Annotated in this window: 18 protein-coding genes; 13 read left to right on the plus strand and 5 right to left on the minus strand. The window is 64.6% G+C overall.

All coding sequences use genetic code 11. The annotated features are described in order from the left end of the window. The first annotated feature begins 251 nt into the window (after positions 1-251). Both GQY20_RS26685 and GQY20_RS26690 read left to right on the plus strand, forming a co-directional pair. Positions 252-1,865, plus strand: a complete 1,614-nt coding sequence (locus GQY20_RS26685) for an ATP-binding protein (protein ID WP_157220218.1) — start codon at positions 252-254, stop codon at positions 1,863-1,865. Positions 1,866-2,188: 323 nt separating this feature from the next. Next, a complete protein-coding gene (locus GQY20_RS26690; protein WP_157220219.1) occupies positions 2,189-3,721 on the plus strand; it encodes a carboxylesterase/lipase family protein in 1,533 nt (510 codons plus the stop codon). A 160-nt stretch (positions 3,722-3,881) separates the two neighbouring features. Here the strand turns inward: GQY20_RS26690 and GQY20_RS26695 are convergent, their stop codons facing one another. Continuing rightward, complete coding sequence (locus GQY20_RS26695; protein WP_157220220.1) at positions 3,882-4,211, minus strand: hypothetical protein; 330 nt, start codon at positions 4,209-4,211, stop codon at positions 3,882-3,884. 483 nt (positions 4,212-4,694) lie between these two features. Between GQY20_RS26695 and GQY20_RS26700 the strand changes: the two genes are divergently transcribed. The 3 genes from GQY20_RS26700 to GQY20_RS26710 all read left to right on the plus strand — a co-directional run bounded on the left by GQY20_RS26700 (position 4,695) and on the right by GQY20_RS26710 (position 6,626). Then, a complete protein-coding gene (locus GQY20_RS26700) occupies positions 4,695-5,339 on the plus strand; it encodes a hypothetical protein (RefSeq protein ID WP_232476272.1) in 645 nt (214 codons plus the stop codon). A 165-nt stretch (positions 5,340-5,504) separates the two neighbouring features. Then, positions 5,505-5,813, plus strand: coding sequence for a hypothetical protein (locus GQY20_RS26705; RefSeq protein WP_157220222.1), 309 nt, complete (start codon positions 5,505-5,507; stop codon positions 5,811-5,813). A gap of 93 nt (positions 5,814-5,906) precedes the next feature. Continuing rightward, entirely contained in the window at positions 5,907-6,626 is a 720-nt protein-coding gene (locus tag GQY20_RS26710; RefSeq protein ID WP_157220223.1) for a hypothetical protein, read from the plus strand. A gap of 66 nt (positions 6,627-6,692) precedes the next feature. On the opposite strand, the gene GQY20_RS26715 is transcribed toward GQY20_RS26710, so the two are convergent. Next, entirely contained in the window at positions 6,693-7,520 is an 828-nt protein-coding gene (locus GQY20_RS26715) for an alpha/beta fold hydrolase (RefSeq protein WP_157220224.1), read from the minus strand. A 258-nt stretch (positions 7,521-7,778) separates the two neighbouring features. Here GQY20_RS26715 and GQY20_RS26720 point away from each other — a divergent pair, with 258 nt between their 5' ends. The 7 genes from GQY20_RS26720 to GQY20_RS26750 all read left to right on the plus strand — a co-directional run bounded on the left by GQY20_RS26720 (position 7,779) and on the right by GQY20_RS26750 (position 14,414). After that, the gene (locus GQY20_RS26720; RefSeq protein ID WP_157220225.1) at positions 7,779-8,441 is read left to right on the plus strand and encodes an isochorismatase family protein; all 663 of its coding nucleotides are present in this window, start codon (positions 7,779-7,781) and stop codon (positions 8,439-8,441) included. Between the two features lie 55 nt (positions 8,442-8,496). Continuing rightward, a complete protein-coding gene (locus tag GQY20_RS26725) occupies positions 8,497-8,760 on the plus strand; it encodes a DUF1427 family protein (RefSeq protein ID WP_157220226.1) in 264 nt (87 codons plus the stop codon). Then, entirely contained in the window at positions 8,757-10,691 is a 1,935-nt protein-coding gene (locus tag GQY20_RS26730; protein WP_157220227.1) for an amidohydrolase, read from the plus strand. Before GQY20_RS26725 ends, GQY20_RS26730 begins: the two co-directional genes overlap by 4 nt. Positions 10,692-10,776: 85 nt before the next feature. Next, positions 10,777-11,688: a VOC family protein gene (locus GQY20_RS26735; RefSeq protein WP_157220228.1), complete on the plus strand. Its 912-nt coding sequence runs from the start codon at positions 10,777-10,779 to the stop codon at positions 11,686-11,688. Next, positions 11,685-12,122: a DoxX family protein gene (locus GQY20_RS26740; protein WP_157220229.1), complete on the plus strand. Its 438-nt coding sequence runs from the start codon at positions 11,685-11,687 to the stop codon at positions 12,120-12,122. The genes GQY20_RS26735 and GQY20_RS26740 overlap by 4 nt, the downstream gene beginning before the upstream one ends. Beyond that, entirely contained in the window at positions 12,115-13,530 is a 1,416-nt protein-coding gene (locus GQY20_RS26745) for an alginate export family protein (protein ID WP_408641139.1), read from the plus strand. Before GQY20_RS26740 ends, GQY20_RS26745 begins: the two co-directional genes overlap by 8 nt. Positions 13,531-13,718: 188 nt before the next feature. Beyond that, positions 13,719-14,414, plus strand: a complete 696-nt coding sequence (locus GQY20_RS26750; protein WP_157220231.1) for a YoaK family protein — start codon at positions 13,719-13,721, stop codon at positions 14,412-14,414. Between the two features lie 626 nt (positions 14,415-15,040). Here GQY20_RS26750 and GQY20_RS26755 read toward each other — a convergent pair. Together GQY20_RS26755 and GQY20_RS26760 are read right to left on the minus strand one after the other, a co-directional pair. Further along, positions 15,041-15,616 (minus strand): TMEM175 family protein, encoded by a 576-nt coding sequence (locus tag GQY20_RS26755; RefSeq protein WP_157220232.1) that lies wholly within the window; start codon positions 15,614-15,616, stop codon positions 15,041-15,043. A gap of 74 nt (positions 15,617-15,690) precedes the next feature. Next, a complete protein-coding gene (locus GQY20_RS26760; RefSeq protein WP_157220320.1) occupies positions 15,691-16,620 on the minus strand; it encodes a LysR family transcriptional regulator in 930 nt (309 codons plus the stop codon). Between the two features lie 121 nt (positions 16,621-16,741). On the opposite strand from GQY20_RS26760, the gene GQY20_RS26765 reads away from it, so the two are divergent. After that, positions 16,742-17,440 (plus strand): pirin family protein, encoded by a 699-nt coding sequence (locus GQY20_RS26765; protein ID WP_157220233.1) that lies wholly within the window; start codon positions 16,742-16,744, stop codon positions 17,438-17,440. Between the two features lie 69 nt (positions 17,441-17,509). Here GQY20_RS26765 and GQY20_RS26770 read toward each other — a convergent pair whose 3' ends face one another. Beyond that, a complete protein-coding gene (locus GQY20_RS26770; protein ID WP_157220234.1) occupies positions 17,510-19,762 on the minus strand; it encodes a TonB-dependent receptor in 2,253 nt (750 codons plus the stop codon). Positions 19,763-19,797: the final 35 nt, after the last annotated feature.

Here is a 19,797-nt window from a genome sequence, read left to right on the forward strand (position 1 = left end):
GGCCGGGACGCTGACGAATAGCCCGCTCGAGAAGCGCACGGCACAGCGCCCGCCATCGTCGGCTTGACCGCGAACCCGCTTTCCAGCGCGGCTCCTCTTTTTTGCGATCGGCGGCAATGCGACAGTCCCGCCGGGATATCTTATCTCTCTCCGGCGTTCGAAGCTGACCATGATAGATCGCCTTCCCTTTCCAACCAACCACACGTCACCAGGCCATGACGAATGAAAGTGGGCCCGAGGGGCGGATACCGATGCCAACCCCGGCAACCAGCGCCGAGCGGTATAGAACGCTCTTCGAGACGATGGACGAAGGCTTCTGCATCATCGAGTTCTTCGACGGCCCCCACGGAGCACTTAGCGATTATATCCACGTCGAGGCGAATCCGGCCTATGAGCGCCACGCGGGCATACCCAATGTCGTCGGCCAGAAAGTGCGCGAAATGGTGCCGGCGGAGGCCGACGGCTGGGTCGAGCTTTACGGCAGCGTGCTGAAGACGGGCCAGCCGCTCCGCTTCCAGCGCGAACTGGTCGCTACTGGCCGGCATCTCGAAGTCTCCGCCTTCCGCATCGGCGACATCGCCAGCCGGCAAGTGGCCGTCCTGTTCAAGGACGTGACCGAACGGCTCCAGGCTGAGGCAACGCTGCGGCAGCTCAACGAGTCTCTCGAGGGGCGTGTCGTCCAGGCATTGGCCGAGCGCGAAGAGGCCGAGGCGGCGCTGCGACAGGCACATAAGATGGAGGCTGTGGGCCAGCTCACCGGTGGCCTGGCGCATGATTTCAACAATCTCCTAGCCGGCATCTCAGGAGCGTTCGAGATGATCGCCACCAAGCTGGCGCAGGGCCGGCTGGACGAAGTCGAACGCTATCTAGCCGCCGGCCAGGGTGCGACGCGGCGCGCCTCTGCCCTGACCCACCGGCTGCTCGCCTTCTCGCGCCGGCAGACACTGTCGCCCAAGCCAATGGTGATCAACCGGCTGCTGTCCGATTTCGCCGAGTTGGTCCGGCGGACGGTGGGGCCAGCGATCGAAGTGGAAACGGTCGCCGCGGGCGGGCTGTGGCCCGCGCTGGTCGATGCCAACCAGCTCGAAAATGCGCTTCTCAACCTCTGTATCAACGCACGCGACGCCATGCCCGGCGGCGGCCGGATTACGATCGAGACCGGCAATCGCTGGCTCGATCATCGCGCTGCCAAGGATCACGCGTTGGAGCCCGGCCAATATGTCACCGTGAGCGTAACCGATACCGGCGTCGGCATCGACAGGGCGATCCTGGACCGCGTGTTCGATCCCTTTTTCACCACCAAGCCGCTCGGGCAGGGCACGGGGCTCGGCCTCTCGATGGTCTATGGCTTCGCGCGGCAGAGCCAGGGCCATGTGCGAATCTATTCGGAGCTCGGCCAGGGTACGACCGTCTGCGTCTACCTGCCACGGCACGACGGCAATGAAATGACCGACCCGCCGGCCCTCATCGCGTCCGATACCGATGCGACGGCGGGGGAGACGGTGCTGGTGGTCGACGACGAGCCGACGGTGCGCATGCTGATCGTCGATGCCCTGTCTGATCTCGGCTATTCCTGCATCGAGGCAGATGACGGGCCGTCCGGCCTGCGCATCCTACAATCCCAGGGCCGGATCGACCTGCTGATCACCGACGTCGGCCTGCCCGGCGGCCTCAACGGCCGCCAGATCGCCGACGCCGCACGCCAGACGCGACCGGAGCTCCGCATCCTCTTCGTTACCGGCTATGCGGAGAACGCCGTGCTGAACCACGGCCATATCGAGCGTGGCATGGAGGTGCTTACCAAACCCTTCGCGGTGGACGATCTCCTCCGCCGCGTCGCCATGCTCCTGCGAACTGGCACATGACGCTCACGAACATTTTGCCGGGAGGTCGAGCGCTGTCCCGAAAGACCATAAAATAATGGATCTATATTCGTTGACAGCCTCCCGGATGCACCATAGACCCTTCCAAAATTGCACTATGTTAAAATTTTAACACAATATAAAACTCGGAGAGTGTGGATCCTGCCCCAAGAGCCGCCCGAAGAGCTTTCGCAGAACATGCTGAGAACAAGCTTTTCCAGACAGGAAGCCAGACGGACTATTCGCGATCTCGCTTTACGATGCGGCGGGCCGCGCCTCCACGGCCGGGGTCAACTTCAAATTCTGATCAGCGGGCGACGATCGTGATGGCGAAAGTCCCAAAAGCGATCCGTGTGCTCGCAATGCTTGCGGGCCTGGCGCTGGTCGGCGCGGCGCCGTCGCCGGGGCCGGTGGTGGGCACCGCGTCCGGTCCTGTCCGGGGACTGCCGCTGGAGGGCGGGACGGCGTTCGAGGGCATTCCCTATGCGGCCCCGCCGGTGGGCGCGCTGCGCTGGCGGCCGCCCCAGCCGGTCCAGCCGTGGAGCGCTGTGCGGGATGCCACGGCATTTGGCGCGGCGTGCCCGCAGCCCACCATGCCGGGCAAGGCACCGTTCGCCCAAAGCGAGGACTGCCTGACGCTCAATGTCGTCGCCCCCAGCGGCAAGAGGCGCGAGCTGCCCGTGCTCGTCGTGATCCATGGCGGCGCCTTCTTCGTGGGATCGGGACGCGAGATCGCCGACCAGGGGGTCTCCGCGCTCGTGAAGCAGGGTATCGTCCTGGTTTCGCTCAATTACCGGCTGGGTCGCCTCGGCTTCTTCGCGCATCCGGCGATCACCGGGGACCGGAATGGAGACCAGATCGCCAATTACTGGCTGATGGATCAGATCGCCGCGCTGAAATGGGTGAAGGCCAATATCGCACGCTTCGGCGGCGATCCAGACAATGTGACGATCCTTGGCTGCTCCGCCGGCGGATCGAGCATCAATGCGCTCGTCGCATCGCCGGAAGCGCGGGGGCTGTTCGCCAAGGCCAGCGCGCATTCGGGCGGCGGCCTGTTCAACGCGACGAGGCCCCTGGCGGTTGCGGAGCGGCAGGGGCTGGACTTCGCGGCGCGCGCGGGCATCGCAGGCGATGGCCCCGATGCGCTCGCCAGGCTGCGTGCGCTGAGCGTCGAGCAGATCCTGGCCGGCGATCCGGGGCCGCCGAATTTCGGCGCGGTGATCGACGGGACCTTGATGCCCGACCAGATCGGCCGCCTCTTCGCCCAAGGCAAGCAGGCCAAGGTGCCGCTCCTCTCGGGCTCTACCGACAATGAGGCGAGCATCTTCGGGCTGATGGGCTTCGACAAGAAGGTGCTGGCCGATCGCTTCGGCGTCGATGTCGACGACCTACGCCCGGCCTACGCCGGGCAAGGCACGATCAGCGATCCGGAGTTGCTGCGCCAAGTGCAGACCGACTTCATCTTCACCTCCGCCAGCGTGGGCATGAGCGCCTTCGCAGCGCACGGCGGGGCACCCGCCTACCATTATTATTTCCGCTATGTGGATGAGGCACAGCGCGGCAAGATGGCGGGCGCCCCGCATTGCGCGGACATGGGCTACGCCTTCGATCATCTCAAGGCGCCGACCGGCCGGGACAGAGCCGTCTCGCGGATGATGCAGTCCTACATCGTCAACTTCGTAAAAACGGGCGATCCCAACGGTGCCGGCCTGCCGGCCTGGCCGCGTTACAGGGCGGGAGCCGACTGGTCGCTGGTGATCGACGACCAGACCGCCGCCGTCCGCAACCTGCGCGAGCGGCAACTGACTCCGTGGTTCGCAAAGTGGACCAAGGAAAACGGCATTTCCGTGCCGCGGTGAATCCGCGGGATGACGACCCATGAAAGCTCCTTCGTCGCCAGGGAGGATGGGACATCGCTCGCACAGCTTGACGCACGCGGCTGCCGCAGCAAAGGGCCCGGCTCGAGAATGGATTTCTGCCGGGCTTTCGGAGCCGAACCGCCCTTTGAGGCGGTCATCGTCAATGATGGCGACCGCCATGGCCGGCGGGCGGCGTGAAATTGCCGTGCATCGGATGAAAGGCGCGGCCGCCGCCGACGGGCCCGCCCATGTCACGCCGGAAATGGCCGCCATGATCCGGGCGCCAATGACCATGCGGGCCGCTGCGATAATAGAAGACACCGCCATCGCCCCAATAGCCGTCGTAGATAGGACCGTAATAATCGTCGTAGAATCCGTCATAGGCGATCGGATCCGGGCCGACCGGTCCGGCATAATAGCCATCGCTGACGCAGGCCGCGAGCGGCAGTGCAGCAACTGCAGCGGTAAGCGCGATCCCGATTTTCCTCATGGGCGTCTCTCCGTCTTCACCCCGCAGCAATCCAAACCGGCGGCGTAACGGAATGTTGCCTTAAATTTCGGACAGGTTGGCAGGACAGGCTGTAGCGGCGGTACCCCTGGACGTCAAAAGGGATGAGACTATATCGACATGGAGCGGCCCGCTTTCGTCGGTATGACGCTGACACTGGCCCAATCCTCGTCCATCTCCGGGACGACAAGCCAAAAGATAGCGGGCTATCCGCTTCGGCCAGGAAGGCCAATATCGGTGCATGATGCCGACCGACGTCTTCTTCGCCGGAAGCAAGGCTGCATCCTAATGAACCGGAAGCTTGCACCATCTTTCTCATCATGCTCGCTTGTGCGGTTCCGGGGCGGCGGTCAACTGTCTCCCAGATGGAGAGACGAAGCATCCGCCTGCCCGATTCCCCATCGCGGAAAACCGGTTCCCACTTTTCCGCGCGATGCTCTAGGATCGCCGCGGAGACATATGCCCATGACAGTACCGCACCATCCGATCGCGCCCGCCGGCCATTTCACACGGGTCGGGCGTCGGGCGATCAGACGGTCGGCAATGCTTGTCCTGGTGGGCGCCGCCGCATTTCTGGCAGGCGCGGCAGCTGCCGCCACGGACTATCCGCGAGACATCGGAAACTGGACCGTCGCCGTCAGCAAGGACGGCAAAGGCTGCTTCGTGACCCGGGCTTATGAACATCCCGGGGGGACGACCTTGCTGCTCGGCATCGACCTCGAAGGGACGAACCATCTGTCGATCCTCAACGCCAACTGGTCGATCAAGCCGAAAGACCGTTTGAAGCTCGATTTCAAGCTCGCCAGCGGCAGCTATATGAAGCATTTCGCCGTCGGCATGGCGTCCGATGGGAAACAGGGCTTCGTCACCAGCTTCGAGGTGAAATTTCCGACCTATTTCGCCGGATCGAAGCTGCTCTCCATCTCCAAGGGCGACGTGCCGGTCGAACGGCTGAACATCGAGGGCAGTGGGCCGGCGGTTGCAGCCCTGCGCAATTGCGTCGAGGCACAGCGGGACAAGCCCGCGGCCGCGGCGGGCAAAAAGATGCGTTCGGATGATATACCGATCGATCCTTTCGCCCCTGCCTCTGAGCGGAAAAAGAAGAAGTAGCCGGCGAGCAGCTTTTCCGCTGCGGCGAAGCGCCCGAAATTTACGCCGTGTGCATACCAGTCATCCACTGGGCAGAATTGATGCACAGCCGAACAGAATCCGGATTGTCGAAATATCGTCGCTCGGCTTGCTTGTTCCGACCGGTTAACGATTGGACGAGATTCTATGCCCCCATTTGTGTCGAAATCCGCGCTTTCTGTGGTGACTTTGGCAAGCGCCATCGGTCTCAGCGGTTGCGCGACCAAATCCTATGTGCGCGAGCAGATCGCCCCCGTGAGCCAGCGCGTCGACACGCTCGAGCAGAAATTGCAGGAGACCGACGGCACGGCCAAATCGGCGCTGGCGGAAGCGCAGGCGGCCTCCGGTCAGGCGCAGAACAATGGCCAGCGGCTGGACCAGCTCAACGCCCGGGTCGATGGCGTCGAGCAAAGGCTGCAGACGCAGGAGGCGAGGCGCAAGCGGCCACGCCATTGATCTCGCACGGCACCGCATATTGATCAGACTGTCTTTCCTGCATCGGTCGCCCCATGGAGGGGCGACCGAATCTTTTCCGAGCGCTCCCACCAGATGATCCAACCCTCGCGGGTATTGGCTGGAACCCTTCTCGTCATTCTAGCCGTTGCAGGCACGTATCCAGCCAAAGCCCTAAAACCCGATTCTGCGAAACCAGGCACCGCAAAACCGCAGTCCAAGCGCAGTGAAGCGAAACCTGCAATCACCCCGTCGGCCGATGCGGCGCGCGTCACCAGCTGGGTCGCCACGTCGCACGACAATCAGTCCCTGCCCTGGCTCGTCGTCGACAAGAAGAACGCTGCGCTGTTCCTTTTCGACAAGAAGGGGAAGCCGTTGAGCGCTGTCCCGGTGTTGATCGGCATCGCCGTGGGGGACGATGCCAGCCCGGGTGTAGGCAGCAAGCGACTCGCCGATCTCGGCCCCGCCGAAAAGACCACGCCCGCGGGCCGCTTCCTCGCAAAGTTCGGATTGCCGGTGGGCGGGGAACGGGTGCTGTGGGTCGATTACGCCACATCGGTGGCGCTCCATCCTATCCCGAAGGATGTCGGCCCCAAGGAACGGCGGCGCCAGCGGATGCTGTCGCCGACATCGGACGACAATCGCATCACCTTCGGCTGCATCAATGTGCCGACGGCTTTCTACACCAAGCTGCTGCGCCCTCTTTTCCAGAAGAAGGGCGGATATGTCTATGTGCTGCCCGATACCAAGCCGATCGAGACCGTCTTCCCCCGTTTGAGGGTCGAGGCGGTGAAGAGCAGCGGCGCAGACCAGTAGCGGGACAAAAAGAGGGGCGGTACGCGACCGCCCCTGCCAAAGAGAAACCGGAGAGAATCCAGCGGTTCAGCCGCGGGCGAAAGCGAGCAGGTCCGCGTTCAGGCGGTCCTGATGGGTCGACGCGAGACCGTGCGGCGCGCCTTCGTAGATTTTGAGCGTGGCGTCGGGCACGATCTTCGCGGAAAGCATGCCGGCATTGCCGATCGGAACGATCTGATCGTCGTCGCCATGGATGACGAGCGTCGGTACGTCGATCTTCCTGAGATCCTGGGTATAGTCGATCTCAGAGAATTCATGGACGCATTCATATTGGCCGACGATGCTGCCAGCCATGCCCTGCAGCCAGAAACTCTGGCGCAGCCCTTCGTTGACGCTCACTCCTTCGCGGTTGAAGCCATAGAAGGGAATGGCGAGATCCAGATAGAAGTTTGAGCGATTGTCGAGCACGGCCTTGCGGATGCCGTCGAACACCGCGATGTCGAGACCGTTCGGATAGGCTTCGCTCTTCGCCATGATCGGCGGCACCGCGCCGATCAGCACCACCTTGGCGACACGCGCCGTGCCGTGGCGGCCGATATAATGGGCGACCTCGCCGCCACCGGTGGAATGGCCGACCATGATCGCGTCCTTCAGGTCCAGCGCATCCATCACCGCCGCCAGATCGTCGGCATAGGTGTCCATGTCGTTACCGAAGCCCGGCTGGTCCGACCGCCCATGACCACGGCGATCATGGGCGATTACGCGGAAGCCGTTCTGCAGCATGAACAGCATCTGCCCGTCCCAGGCATCGGCGGAAAGCGGCCAGCCATGCGAGAAGACGACCGGCTGGGCGGTCTTGTCACCCCAATCCTTGAAGAAGATGCGGGTGCCGTCGGCGGTGGTTACGAAGCTCATCGTTGGTCTCCTGCTTGGGTGTGGAGCCAAGATGGCCGACTCCGACCTTCCGGATAAGGCCGATAAAATCAGATCAGATGTTCCAGAAAATTGAACATAACCCTTTCCGGAAGACAGAGGCGCATATTCGATAATCTTGAACGATATCGTCCACTTTATCTGACTATTTCGATAAACCGTTGCGCCTTAGCAATCGGATCACGGCAACCGGAAACCACCGGGACGCCGAAACCGATCCGCTACGAGGGACATTCCGACATGACCATCATCGCCACCCCGACCCCCGGCAAGACCCTGCTCTCGCCCGGCGACCACACGCTCGTGATGATCGACTTCCAATCGCAGATGGCCTTTGCCACCAAGTCGATCGATCCGACCCTCCTGCGCAACAACGCCGCCCTCGTCGCCAATGCCGCGGCCGGCTTCGGCGTCTCCACCATCCTCACCACCGTTGCCGAGAAGAGCTTTTCCGGCCCGATGTTCAGCGAAGTGACCGATCCCTTCCCCGGCCAGAAACTCCTCGACCGAACCTCGATGAACACATGGGAGGACGCCGCCGTGATCGACGAGGTCAACCGGATCGGCAAGGAGCGGTTGGTGTTCGCCGGACTCTGGACCTCCGTGTGCATCGTCGGCCCGGTGGCCTCCGCCATCGACCAGGGCTTCGACGTCTATTTCATCGCGGACGCCTGCGGCGACGTCTCGGCGGAAGCACATGAGCGCGCGGTGCAGCGGATGATCCAGCTCGGCGCGAAGCCAATGACCTCCGTGCAATATCTGCTCGAGCTGCAGCGGGACTGGGCACGCGGCGAGACCTACGAGTTCACCACAGGTGTCGCGAAGAAATGGGGCGGCGCCTATGGCATCGGCATCACCTACGCCAAGACGATGTTCGGCGCCTCCGAAGGCGGCCACGCCTGACGCCACGGAGCCGGCCGCCGTGCCGGCTCCGTCCTTCCGAAAAGGGGATAGAGACATGAAACCCTATCTGCTCTCTCTCGCCGCCGGCCTGCTCGTCGGCCTCATCTACAGCCTGCTCAACGTCCGCTCCCCCGCACCGCCGGCGATCGCGCTGATCGGCCTGCTCGGCATATTGATCGGCGAGCAGGCACTGCCGGTGGCGAAGCGGCTGTTCCGGGGGCAGGATGCCCTCGCTTATGTGAAGACGGATTGCGCGGCCCACATCCTCGGCCCGCAGGCCGTGCGCGAGGCGGACGACGCGCAGGACCGCGCCGCATGACCCTTCTCACCCGCCGGCAGGCGCTCGCCGGTTCCGCCGCAGCCGCCCTCGCTACATCCGCTCAGGGAAAATCACCGATGCACGCCACCGACACGATCCTCGTCAACGCCAAGATCACCACGCTCGACCGCGCCAATCCGATCGCCGAAGCCGTCGCCATCCGCGACGGCAGGTTTCTCGCCGTCGGTTCCGAGCAGGAGGTGCGGGCCGCCGCCGCGCCGGACGCGACAGTGATCGACGCCAAGGGCCGCCGCATGATCCCCGGGCTGATCGACAGCCACATCCATGTGATCCGCGGCGGGCTCAACTATAATATGGAGCTGCGCTGGGAGGGCGTACCCACCCTGGCCGATGCGATGGCGATGCTGAAGAAGCAGGCGGAAAACACCCCCCCGCCGCAATGGGTGCGCGTCGTCGGCGGTTTCACCGAGCATCAATTCGCCGAGAAGCGCCTGCCGACGATCGACGAGATCAATGCCGCCGCGCCGGATACGCCCGTCTTCATCCTCCACCTCTACGATCGCGCGCTGCTGAACGCCGCCGCGCTGCTGGCGGTGGGCTATACGAAGGACACGCCGAACCCGCCAGGCGGCGAGATCGTCCGCGACGCGGCGGGCAACCCGACCGGCCTGCTGCTCGCCCAGCCCAATGCCACCATCCTTTATGCGACGCTGGCCAAGGGCCCCAAGCTTCCGCAGGACTATCAGGTCAATTCCACCCGCCAGTTCATGCGCGAGCTCAACAGCCTGGGCGTCACGAGCGTGATCGATGCAGGCGGTGGGTCGCAGAACTATCCCGACGACTATGAAGTGATCGAGAAGCTCCACCGGGATGGCGAGCTCACCTTGCGCATCGCCTATAATCTCTTCACCCAGAAGCCGAAGGAAGAGCTCAAGGACTTCGCCAGCTGGTCGACCCAGATCAAGCCGGGGGACGGCGACGACAGCTATCGGCACAATGGCGCGGGCGAGATGCTGGTCTATTCGGCTGCGGATTTCGAGGATTTCCGCGTCGCGCGACCGGACATGCCGCCGCATATGGAAGGTGATCTCGAGCCGGTCATCCGCCTGCTCGCCGAGCGGCGCTGGCCCTGGCGGCTGCACGCCACCTATGACGAAACCATCTCCCGCGCGCTCGACGTGTTCGAGAAGGTGGACCGCGACATTCCGCTGAGCGGCCTCAACTGGTTCTTCGACCATGCCGAGACGATCAGCGATCGCAACATCGATCGCATCGCGGCGCTCGGCGGCGGCATCGCCGTGCAGCATCGCATGGCCTTCCAGGGCGAATATTTCGTCGAACGCTATGGCGCCAAGGCTGCCGAGCGGACCCCGCCGATCCGCAAGATGATGGCCGCAGGCCTGCCGGTCGGCGCCGGCACCGACGCCACCCGCGTCGCCAGCTACAATCCCTGGGTGTCGCTCTCCTGGCTGGTTACGTCGAAGACCGTCGGCGGCCTGCGGCTCTACCCGGTCGCCAACCGCCTGGACCGCGAGACGGCGCTGCGCCTTTGGACCGAGGCGAATACGTGGTTCTCGAGCGAGCAGGGCAAGAAGGGCCAGATCAAGGCGGGCCAGCTCGCCGACCTCGCTCTGCTCTCGGACGATTATTTCACGGTGCCGGAGGACGAGATCGTCCATCTGCGGGCGGTGCTGACCCTGCTCGGCGGCAAGATCGTGCATGGCGAGGGCGATTATGCGCCAATCGCCCCGGCGCTGCCCAAACCGACACCCGACTGGTCGCCGGTCGCCACCTTCGGCGGCCACTGGCGCCGGCCGGAGACCGCACAAAAGCTCGCCTCCGCCTGCGGCTGCCATAGCGCCTGCTCGGTACACGGCCACGACCATGCCGCCGCGCTCGGCACCGCCGTTCCCGCTGCCGACGTGCAGAGCTTCTGGGGCGCCCTCGGCTGCGGTTGCTGGGCGGTGTGACGCCATCCTAACCATCGTCATCCCGACGAAGGAAAAGAAAGAACGACAGGGCTCGAATACACGCAAACACCACTGGAGATATCCGATGATCATCCGCATCAAGACCCTGATCACCGCCAGCCTGATCGGCCTCGCAGTCTCGACGACACCGACCCTCCCGGCGCAAGCCGCGACGAAAGCCGCCACCGACTATTCAGTCGGCCCGCAATATGACACGACCCATGTCTATGTGCCGGCCGCGGATTTCGACCGGTTCGTGACGAGCTTCGTCGCCACCTTCGGCGGCACGACTTCGAAGCAGGGCGTGTTCCAGGTGACGCCGACGCCGAGCCAGACCATCTCGCAGCTGGTGCTGACGCCAGCCGGCAGCATCTCCGTCTTCGGTTTCAAGACACCGATCCCCTATCCCTTCGGCGCGGAACGGACCGGCTATCTGGTGACGGACATCGACGCCGCGGCGGAGGCCGCGCGCAAGGCGGGCGCGGTGCGCATGCTGACCACCTTCCCCGACCCGATCGGCCGCGACGTGGTGGTGCAATGGGCCGGCGGCGTGAACATGCAGCTCTATTGGCACACTACCAAGCCCAGCTACGCACCACTTGCGACCGTGCCGGAAAACCGCGTCTACCTGACCGCGGACGCCGCCGATGCCTTCCTCGCGCAGTGGAAGCGCTTCGCGCACGGCACGATCGTCTCGGACGAGCGCGCCGCGCCGGGCACCGAAATCGGACGGCCGGACACCACCGTTCGCCGGGTGCGCATCCAGTCCGGCTACGGCAAGATCGTCCTCATCGTCAGCGACGGCGCACTGCCCTGGCCTTATGGCCGCGACATGACCGGCTATGAGGTGAGCGATCTCAAGGCGACGCTGGACAAGGCCACGGCGGCCGGCGCGGCGATCGTCAACGGTCCCTATGACGCCGGCGACCGGAAAGCGGCGATCGTGCAGTTCCCCGGCGGCTACATCGCCGAGATCCACGCGGCGGCAGGGCGATGAACCCCGTCAGTGCCTCCCCCGCGCCGCCCTTCGTCCAGGCGGCGCTCGCATCGCCCTGGACCGGCCGGGCGGCGCGGCTGGCGCTGGTCGGCGCCTATCTGCAGGGCGGCATCGTAAAGCTCGCCGACTTTCCCGGCGCCATCGCCGAGCAGGCCCATTTCGGCATGACCCCGCCGGCCTTCTGGGCCGCGCTCACCATCCTCGTCGAGCTGGGCGGCGCGATGCTGATCCTCACCGGCCGCTGGCTGTGGCTGGGGGCCGGCATGCTGGGCGTGTTCACCGCACTCGCCGCGCTGAAGGCCAATGCCTTCTGGACGATGCAGGGCAGCGAACGCTTCACGGCGATGAACGCCTTCTTCGAACATGTCGGCCTCGTCGGCGGCTTCGCGCTGGCGGCGATCACCGGGAACCGGACGGAGACCGGCCGTGCCTGAGCGTCTGTTGGGAAATGCGCGGAAGAGCGCGTTTCGGGGCGGCACGCTTGCCATCGGCCTGCTCGCAGGCAGCACACCGGCGGTGGCGGCGGAGCGCGAGGCGTGGCAGCCGCCCACCCTCACCATCACCCGCTATGACGAGGACTGGTCTGCACTTGCGGACCCGGACGAGCAGACCGGACGGTGGACCGAGAAGTTCAAATATATCCCGCTCGACAGCCGCGGCGGCGCATGGCTGACCACCGGCGGCGAGCTGCGGCTGCGGTCCGAAAATTATCGGAACAATGGCTGGGGCGACGGCCCGGCGCCGAACGACTCCTATGTCTGGCTGCGCGCCATGCCCTATGTCGACCTGCATGTCGGGCAGGTGCGCGCCTTCGTCCAGCCGATCCTCGCCAAGGCGGTGGGTGTGGCGCCGAGCGCGGGACCGGTGGACGAAACCGGCCTCGATCTGCTGCAGGGCTTTGCCGACGTCACGCTGCCGATCGCAGCCAACACCTCGCTCACCGTGCGCGGCGGGCGGCAGATGCTGTCGCTCGGCACCGAAAGGCTGATCGGCACGCGCTACGGCCCCAACGTGCCTCTCGCCTTCGACGGATTCCGCGCCGACATCCGGAGCGGCACTAGCGTGATCAGCCTGTTGGCGGTGCGTCCAGTGCAGCCCGGCAAGGGGAACTTTGACGACGCCGCGTCCGATACGAAGAGCCTGTGGGGCGTCTATGCCGCACTGCCCGGCCTCGACCTCTATTATCTCGGCTACCGCAACGGCGCCGCCAGCTTCGGCAGCCGCGGCGGCGTGGAACGACGGCACAGCATCGGCCTACGCAGCCACGGCACCGCCGGCGATTGGGACTGGAACGTGGAAGGCGTCCTCCAGTTCGGCAGCTTCGCGGGGGAGTCCATCCGGGCCTGGACCCTCGGCACCGAATTCGGCCGCCGTTTCCCGACCGCCCCGCTGGCGCCGCACGCGATCCTGCGGGTGAACGTCGTGAGCGGCGATCGCCATGCCGGCGACAAGACGCTCGGAACGTTCAACGCGCTGTTCCCCAAGGGCAAATATTTCGGCGAATTGTCGCCGGTCGGCCCCACCAACATCATCAGCACCAATCCGGGCGTCACGCTGGCGCTGCGCCATGACCTGTCGCTGGGGATCTCCGCCATGGCCTATTGGCGCTATAGCCGGGGGGACGGCGTCTACGACATTCCGGGCCACCTGCTGCGCGCGCCGGGCAGTGCGAAGGCGCGCTTCATCGGCAAGGAGCTGGAAGCGAGCCTGAGCTGGCAGGCGACACCGGAGCTCGAGCTCTCCACCTCGCTCTCCGCCTTCGCGCCGGGCGCCTTCATCCGCGAGACCGGGCCGGCGAAGACGATCGGCATGCTGGGCGTGGAAGCCAATTTCCGGATCTGACGAAGATGGTCATAAGCCTCGATCGATATTCATCTCCTCTCTCTGCAAGGGCTGCGGCGTTCACCTATCGTCAGGGACCCTTCTTACTCGTCAGCATGACGAAGAAGCGGCTCCCTGCGCAATGCGTCGCCCCAATGCTTGCGGAAAAGTAAGCTATAAACACCGCCCTCTGACAGGAAGGGACTGACATGCCCACCAACACCGCCACACCGTCGCCCCTCCCCTGGCTGCTGCTGCTACTTTCCGTGACGACCGGGCTGGTCGATGCGATCAGCGTGCTCGGCCTAGGCAAGGTGTTCACCGCCAACATGACCGGAAACATCGTGTTCCTCGGCTTTGCCGCCGCGGGCACGCCGGGTTTTCGCGTCGCGCCTTATCTGGTCGCGATCTGCGCCTTCCTGGGCGGCGCGCTGATCGCCGGGCGCACCGGCAAGGCGCATGCCGGACGGCCGCTGCGCCACTGGCTGATGGTCGCCGCGACGATCGAGGCGGCGCTGCTGTGGATCGCGGCCGGCGTCGCGATCGGCTTCGACATCGCAAGCCAGAGCCCCGGCGCCAGCGTCTATGCGATCATTGCGCTGACCGGCATCGCGATGGGCTTCCGCAACGCCACCATCCGCCAACTCAAGATCCCCGATCTCACCACCACCGTGCTGACCCTGACCCTGACCGGCCTTGCGGCGGATTCCTCGCTGGCGGGCGGCGCCAATCCCAATTGGGCGCGGCGGATCGGCAGCGTCGCGGCGATCTTCGGCGGGGCCGTGATCGGCGCGGTCCTGGTGATGCGGACGGGGCTCAGCGTTCCGCTGGCGCTCGCCGGGGTGCTGGTGCTGGCCGGGACGGCGGCGTGCGCACTGCATCCGGCTTCGCGGGAGCCGGCGTGAGTATCGGCTGCACCTTGCAGATGCATTTCCGAAATTGGGGGAATCTCGACTTTCAGCTTTCGTGTGTCGAGGTAAATCGACCTTCGAGAAGGCCCTTAATGGGTTCATAAGCAAAAATGCCGCCGGCAATTGCGAGCGCCTGGCAAAAATTTGGATATATTTGCAAAAATCTATCAATCGTCGAACCGACTGATAGGCCGACCATGATAGCTAAAATGCAGGCAATAAAACGTATCATTCAGGTAACATATCATGGGATTCGACGCTTACAACTGCAGCGATTGGGGTTTTCGGCCTCTGGCCGAGACATCGATATATTTGCTCGGCTAGCGAGGAGCCTTCCACCAGTACAGAATGTCGATTATAGCACCGATAAGAAAAATAAATGTCACCGCAATGAGCCAACCGCCGTCTTGAACCCAGTAAAATAAACTCAGTGCAGCGACCGCAAGACCGATTATCGCAATACACAGATGAAACGTTGCCGCGCACATCATTTTGAAACCCCAGATCGCAACTTTTATTACCACCCAATCGGGTCATGATTGGCAAGATTTGGGCAAAACGATCTTCCAATCTCAATTGACGAAACGCCAAATCCCAATCGACTCACCTCGCCCGACCCATCACTCCTTCAACACCCGCTCAATCCGCCGGTCGGGGATGAGCCACACCAGGATCACCGCCACGTAGAGCGCGATCGCCACTGCCTGGATCCAGAAGGAGACGGGGATGGCGATCGCATAAAGGAGGATGCTGATCTTGCCCTTGCGGTCCGCGCCGACCGCGCGGGCGAGGGCGGAATCGCGGCCGTTCACGGCGATGATCGCGCGTTCCGTTACCTGATAGCCGATCGCCGCCATGCCGAGCACCACGCCATAGGCCGCAGTCGCCGCAGCCGAGAAGCTGCTCTCGTCGAGCCAGCGGATCACGAAGGGCACCAGCGAGAGCCAGAAGAGCAGGAAGAGATTGGCCCACAGCACGCGCCCGTCGATCCGGTCGGTGGCGTGCATCAGGTGATGGTGGTTGTTCCAGTAGAGCCCGACATTGACGAAGGAGAGGACATAAGCGAGCAGGATCGGCACGCTGGCCGAGAGCGCGGCGAAGCTGCCGCCCGCGGGCACTTTCAGCTCCAGCACCATGATCGTGATGATGATGGCGACCACGCCATCGGTGAAGGCTTCGAGCCGGCCGGTACGCATGTACGATGTTCCCTATCTTCCCGTCATGTCGACTTTCGTCGGGACGAAAGGAAGAAGCAATCCATCCTTCCCGTTCAAATATCCCCCATGCCCTCGAGCTCCTGATCGTCGGCGCCGAGCGTCACGAACTGGTCGAGCAGCCAGGAAGCGGCAGGGCCCGGGGGCGTGTCGCGGCGCCAGACGCCGGCGAAGCGATAGGTGCCGCCGGGATGATCGGGCATGGCGAGGCGAACCAGCGTGCCGGCCACCAGATCGGGCTCGATCATCGGCAGCGGCATATTGCCCCAGCCGATGCCTTCGCGCAGCAGCGCGTGCTTGGCGCTGAGATCGGCGAGGCGCCAGGTCTTGGGGCTCAGCACCGAATAATCCTGCCCCTCGGTGAAGCGCGAGCGATCGGTGAGGACGAGCTGGATATGCTCGCGCCCCGCCCCCGGCGCTATGCGCTCCATGCGGCCGAGCGGGTGATCCGGCGCGGCGACCGGGACCATCGGCACGGAGCCGGCCGAGATGCACTCCACCCCATCCACACCCGCCGCGAGCGGCCCCGAAATGCCGACCACCGCGACGCGATCAAGCACCATCGCGGTGATCGCGCCCAGTGCCTCGGCATGGAGACGCAGCTGCACGGTGGGAAATTCCCGGGCGAAGGCGCGCAACACCTTGCCGAGCCGTTCGGAGGGCAGCATCACGTCCACCGCCAGATCCACCTCGGCTTCCAGCCCATCCAGCAGGCCCTTCACCTTGGCACGCAGCCCGTCGACCCCCTGCGCGATCGTGCGCGCCTCGGCGAGCAGCGCGCGGCCCGCGGTAGTGAGCACCGGTTTGCGCGAACCTTCTCGGTCGAACAGCGTAAGGCCAAGCTGCTGCTCCAGATTCACGATGCCGTAGCTGATCACCGAGACGGCACGGTTGAGCCGCCGGCCGGCCGCGGCGAAACTGCCCGTGTCCACGACCGCCAGGAAGATGCGGAGCTGATCGAAAGTCGGCGTGCCCGGTCCTGCCATCATTCAACTCCCTGGAACATTTCGATGGATTTTATCCGGCTACTCCGAAAGCCTGCAATGCCTATTTCTTGCCTCAACAGCAATCGCCGTCCCGACCGACGGCCCGGAATGGAGACAGGATATGATCGACCTTCGCCCCTTCAACGCCCTGGGCGGTGCCAACCATGGCTGGCTGGACGCCAAGCATCATTTCTCCTTCGGCACCTATCATGACGATGCCCGCATGCACTGGGGTGACCTGCGCGTGTGGAACGACGACACGATCGCGCCGCAAACCGGCTTTCCACCCCACCCGCATCGCGACATGGAGATCATCACCTATGTCCGCGAAGGCGCGATCACCCATCAGGACAGCCTGGGCAACAAGGGCCGCACCGAGGCGGGCGACGTCCAGGTGATGTCCGCCGGCGCCGGCATCCGCCATTCGGAATATAATCTGGAGGATGTGACGACGAAGATCTTCCAGATCTGGATCATTCCGTCGAAGACCGGAGACCAGCCGCAATGGGGCGCCAAGCCCTTTCCCAAGGGCGATCGGGCGGGCCAATTCGTGGTGCTCGCCTCCGGCTTCGCCAACGACAATGACGCGCTGCCGATCCGGACGGACGCCCGCGTCGTCGGTGCGACGCTGAAGGCCGGCGAGACCGCCGAATATCCGCTCGGCAAGGATCGGCTCGGCTATCTGGTGCCGGCGAGCGGCGCGGTGGAGATCGAGGGGATCCGCGTCAACGCCCGCGACGGCGCGGCGATCAGCGAGATCGAGGTGCTGAAGGTCACCGCGATCGAGGACAGCGAGATCGTGCTGGTCGACGCGGCCTGAACAAGCCGAATAAGGAGCGAGGCCGGCCGGTGTGGCCGGCCTCGTCTTCAGTCGTGACGAAGCAGAAGCTCACAGCTTCCAGGTGAAGTCCGCCTGGAAGCTGCGCTGCGTGAAGGGATGGAAGAGGAAATATTTGTCGTTGTTGACGTTGTCGACGCCGAGCCCGAGAGACCAGTGGCGGTCCACCCGGAATTCGGCACGCAGATCGACTACCAGATATTTGTAGAAGCCCTGATAGGTGTTGCCGACGACATCGCTGTTGTCGATCGTACCGTACATGCGGCTGGCATAGCGCATCGCCGCGGTCAGCGAGACCTCGTCCACCGGCCGCCAGGTGCCGACCACCGTTGCCTTCCAGCGCGGCACCTGCGGGAGCAGCTTGCCTTCGGCTGCGGGCACGGTCGCGTTGCGGCGCGTTTCGGCATCCGCATAGGTGACACTGGCCTGCAGATCGAAGCGCGGCAGGATGTCGGTGCGCTGCACCGCGAGTTCGACGCCCCTCGCCCGCGTGCGATCGACATTCTGGACATAGGTGCCGACCATCGTGGTGCCGGCGAGCGGGCCGGTCTGCGAGATCAGCGCATCCTTCACATCCTCGTTGAACAGCGACAGGCGGATCGAGCCATGCGCATCGTGCCGCTCGATCGCCAGTTCCTCGGATCGGGCGCGCTCGGGCTTGAGCGACGGATTGGGCACCGAAGGCACCGGCGATGTGACGAGCTGATAAAGTTCGCCGACGGTCGGGAAGCGCGGGGCCTGGCCGAACGACAGACGCGCCGTCCACTCGGGCGCGACGTCCCAGGCAAGCGAGGCTTTCGGCGAGAAGCGATGCGCCGTCACCCTCGGCTGGATCACCAGCGGGATGGAGGGCGACAGCGAGAAGTTGCGACCGTCATAGGCCTTCCACCATTCGTATCGGCCACCGACGGTCAATGTGAGATCGGGCAGGATCGTCCAGGCATCCTGCGCCCAGAGCGCGAGCGTGCGCGTCTTACCCTTGGACTGGAGGTTGAGCGCGCCCGCGTCACCCGAAAGCCAGTCCGTCGTCACATAGCGGTTACTGTCGATCTCGAACCAATCGCCATGCGCGCCGAAGCTCAGGAGGTTGCGGCCGGCCGCGTCCACCTTCCACGCGCCCTTGGCATCGAACGTCTTCCAGCCCGACCCTTTCAGCCGGGTGATCGTGCCGGCTCCGCCATCGGCCGCCGACGGCAGCATGCCGGTCGGCGTGCGCTGCGTGTCATGGGCATAATCGTAGAGCGTGCCGATGACCTGCCAGTCGAACCGGCTGCTGCTGCCCGTCGCAGACAAAGCATGTGACCAGTGGCGTTGCTCGGTGCGATAGACGCCGCTGGAGAAAGCGCTGGTATAGACGGAGCCGCCACTCGCCTGATCGGTGAGATAGGTTTCGGCATGCGCGACGGTATCGTTGAGGAACAGGCCACCGACATAGGTGAGCCGGATGGCGGGCGTGATATCGAGCGCCGCCTTCAGCTTGATCCGGTCCTGTCGCTGATGTTCGAAGCCGCTCGCCCCCAGCACTCGGATCGACTGCCCCAGTCGGTTGCGATCGGGATAGGCGCCGTTGCTGCCGACGGGCGCCTGCGCAGCGGTGACATAGAGCAGAGGCTGGCTGTTGCTCGTCACATGATCGACGCTGGCGAACAGCGCGAGCGGACCGAAGCGGTCGCCGATCGTGCCGCCAACCTGATAGGCGGGCAGCGTCTCGTCGGTGCCATATTGACTGAAGGTCTGGACGTTGGTGCCCGCCGAGACGGTGGCCTCCAGCGTATCCGGCAGGCGCGTGGTGATGTTGACGACGGCGCCGATCGAATTGCCGGGGTAGGCCGCGGAAAAGGGGCCGTAGAGCACGTCGATGCGCGCAATCTCCTGCGGGCTGACGAGGCTCCAGCGCGGGCTGGCATTGGTGTTGTTGTTGCCGATCAGCGCGGAGAGCAGCGCGCCGTCCGCATAGATGAGGCTGCGGGCGGAGGAACCGACGCCGGAGGTGCGCGTGGCAAGTGGCGCCTGGGTGTCGCCGATATGGCGTTTGCGCACGAGCAGGCTCGGCAGATACTTGAGCGTGTCTTCCATGTTCACCGCATTGACGGTTGCGGAAATCTGCTCCGCCGTGACCGTGGCGCGGGTGGACGGCGCATTCTCGATGGTCTGCTGCTGCCGCTGCGCGGTCACGAGGATATCGTCCGCAGATGGCGACGGCGCGCCGGCATCGGCGGATTCGGCGGCGGCCGCCGTTGCGGAAAAGGCGATGATCGAGGCGGCGGCCAGGAATGGCCACGTCGCCCGCTGCAAGCTCGTCATGATAGTCCCCTTGTCTGATCCTGGGACGGCGTGGG

It is taken from the genome of Flavisphingomonas formosensis (assembly GCF_009755815.1).
In the GTDB taxonomy this organism is placed as follows: domain Bacteria; phylum Pseudomonadota; class Alphaproteobacteria; order Sphingomonadales; family Sphingomonadaceae; genus Flavisphingomonas; species Flavisphingomonas formosensis.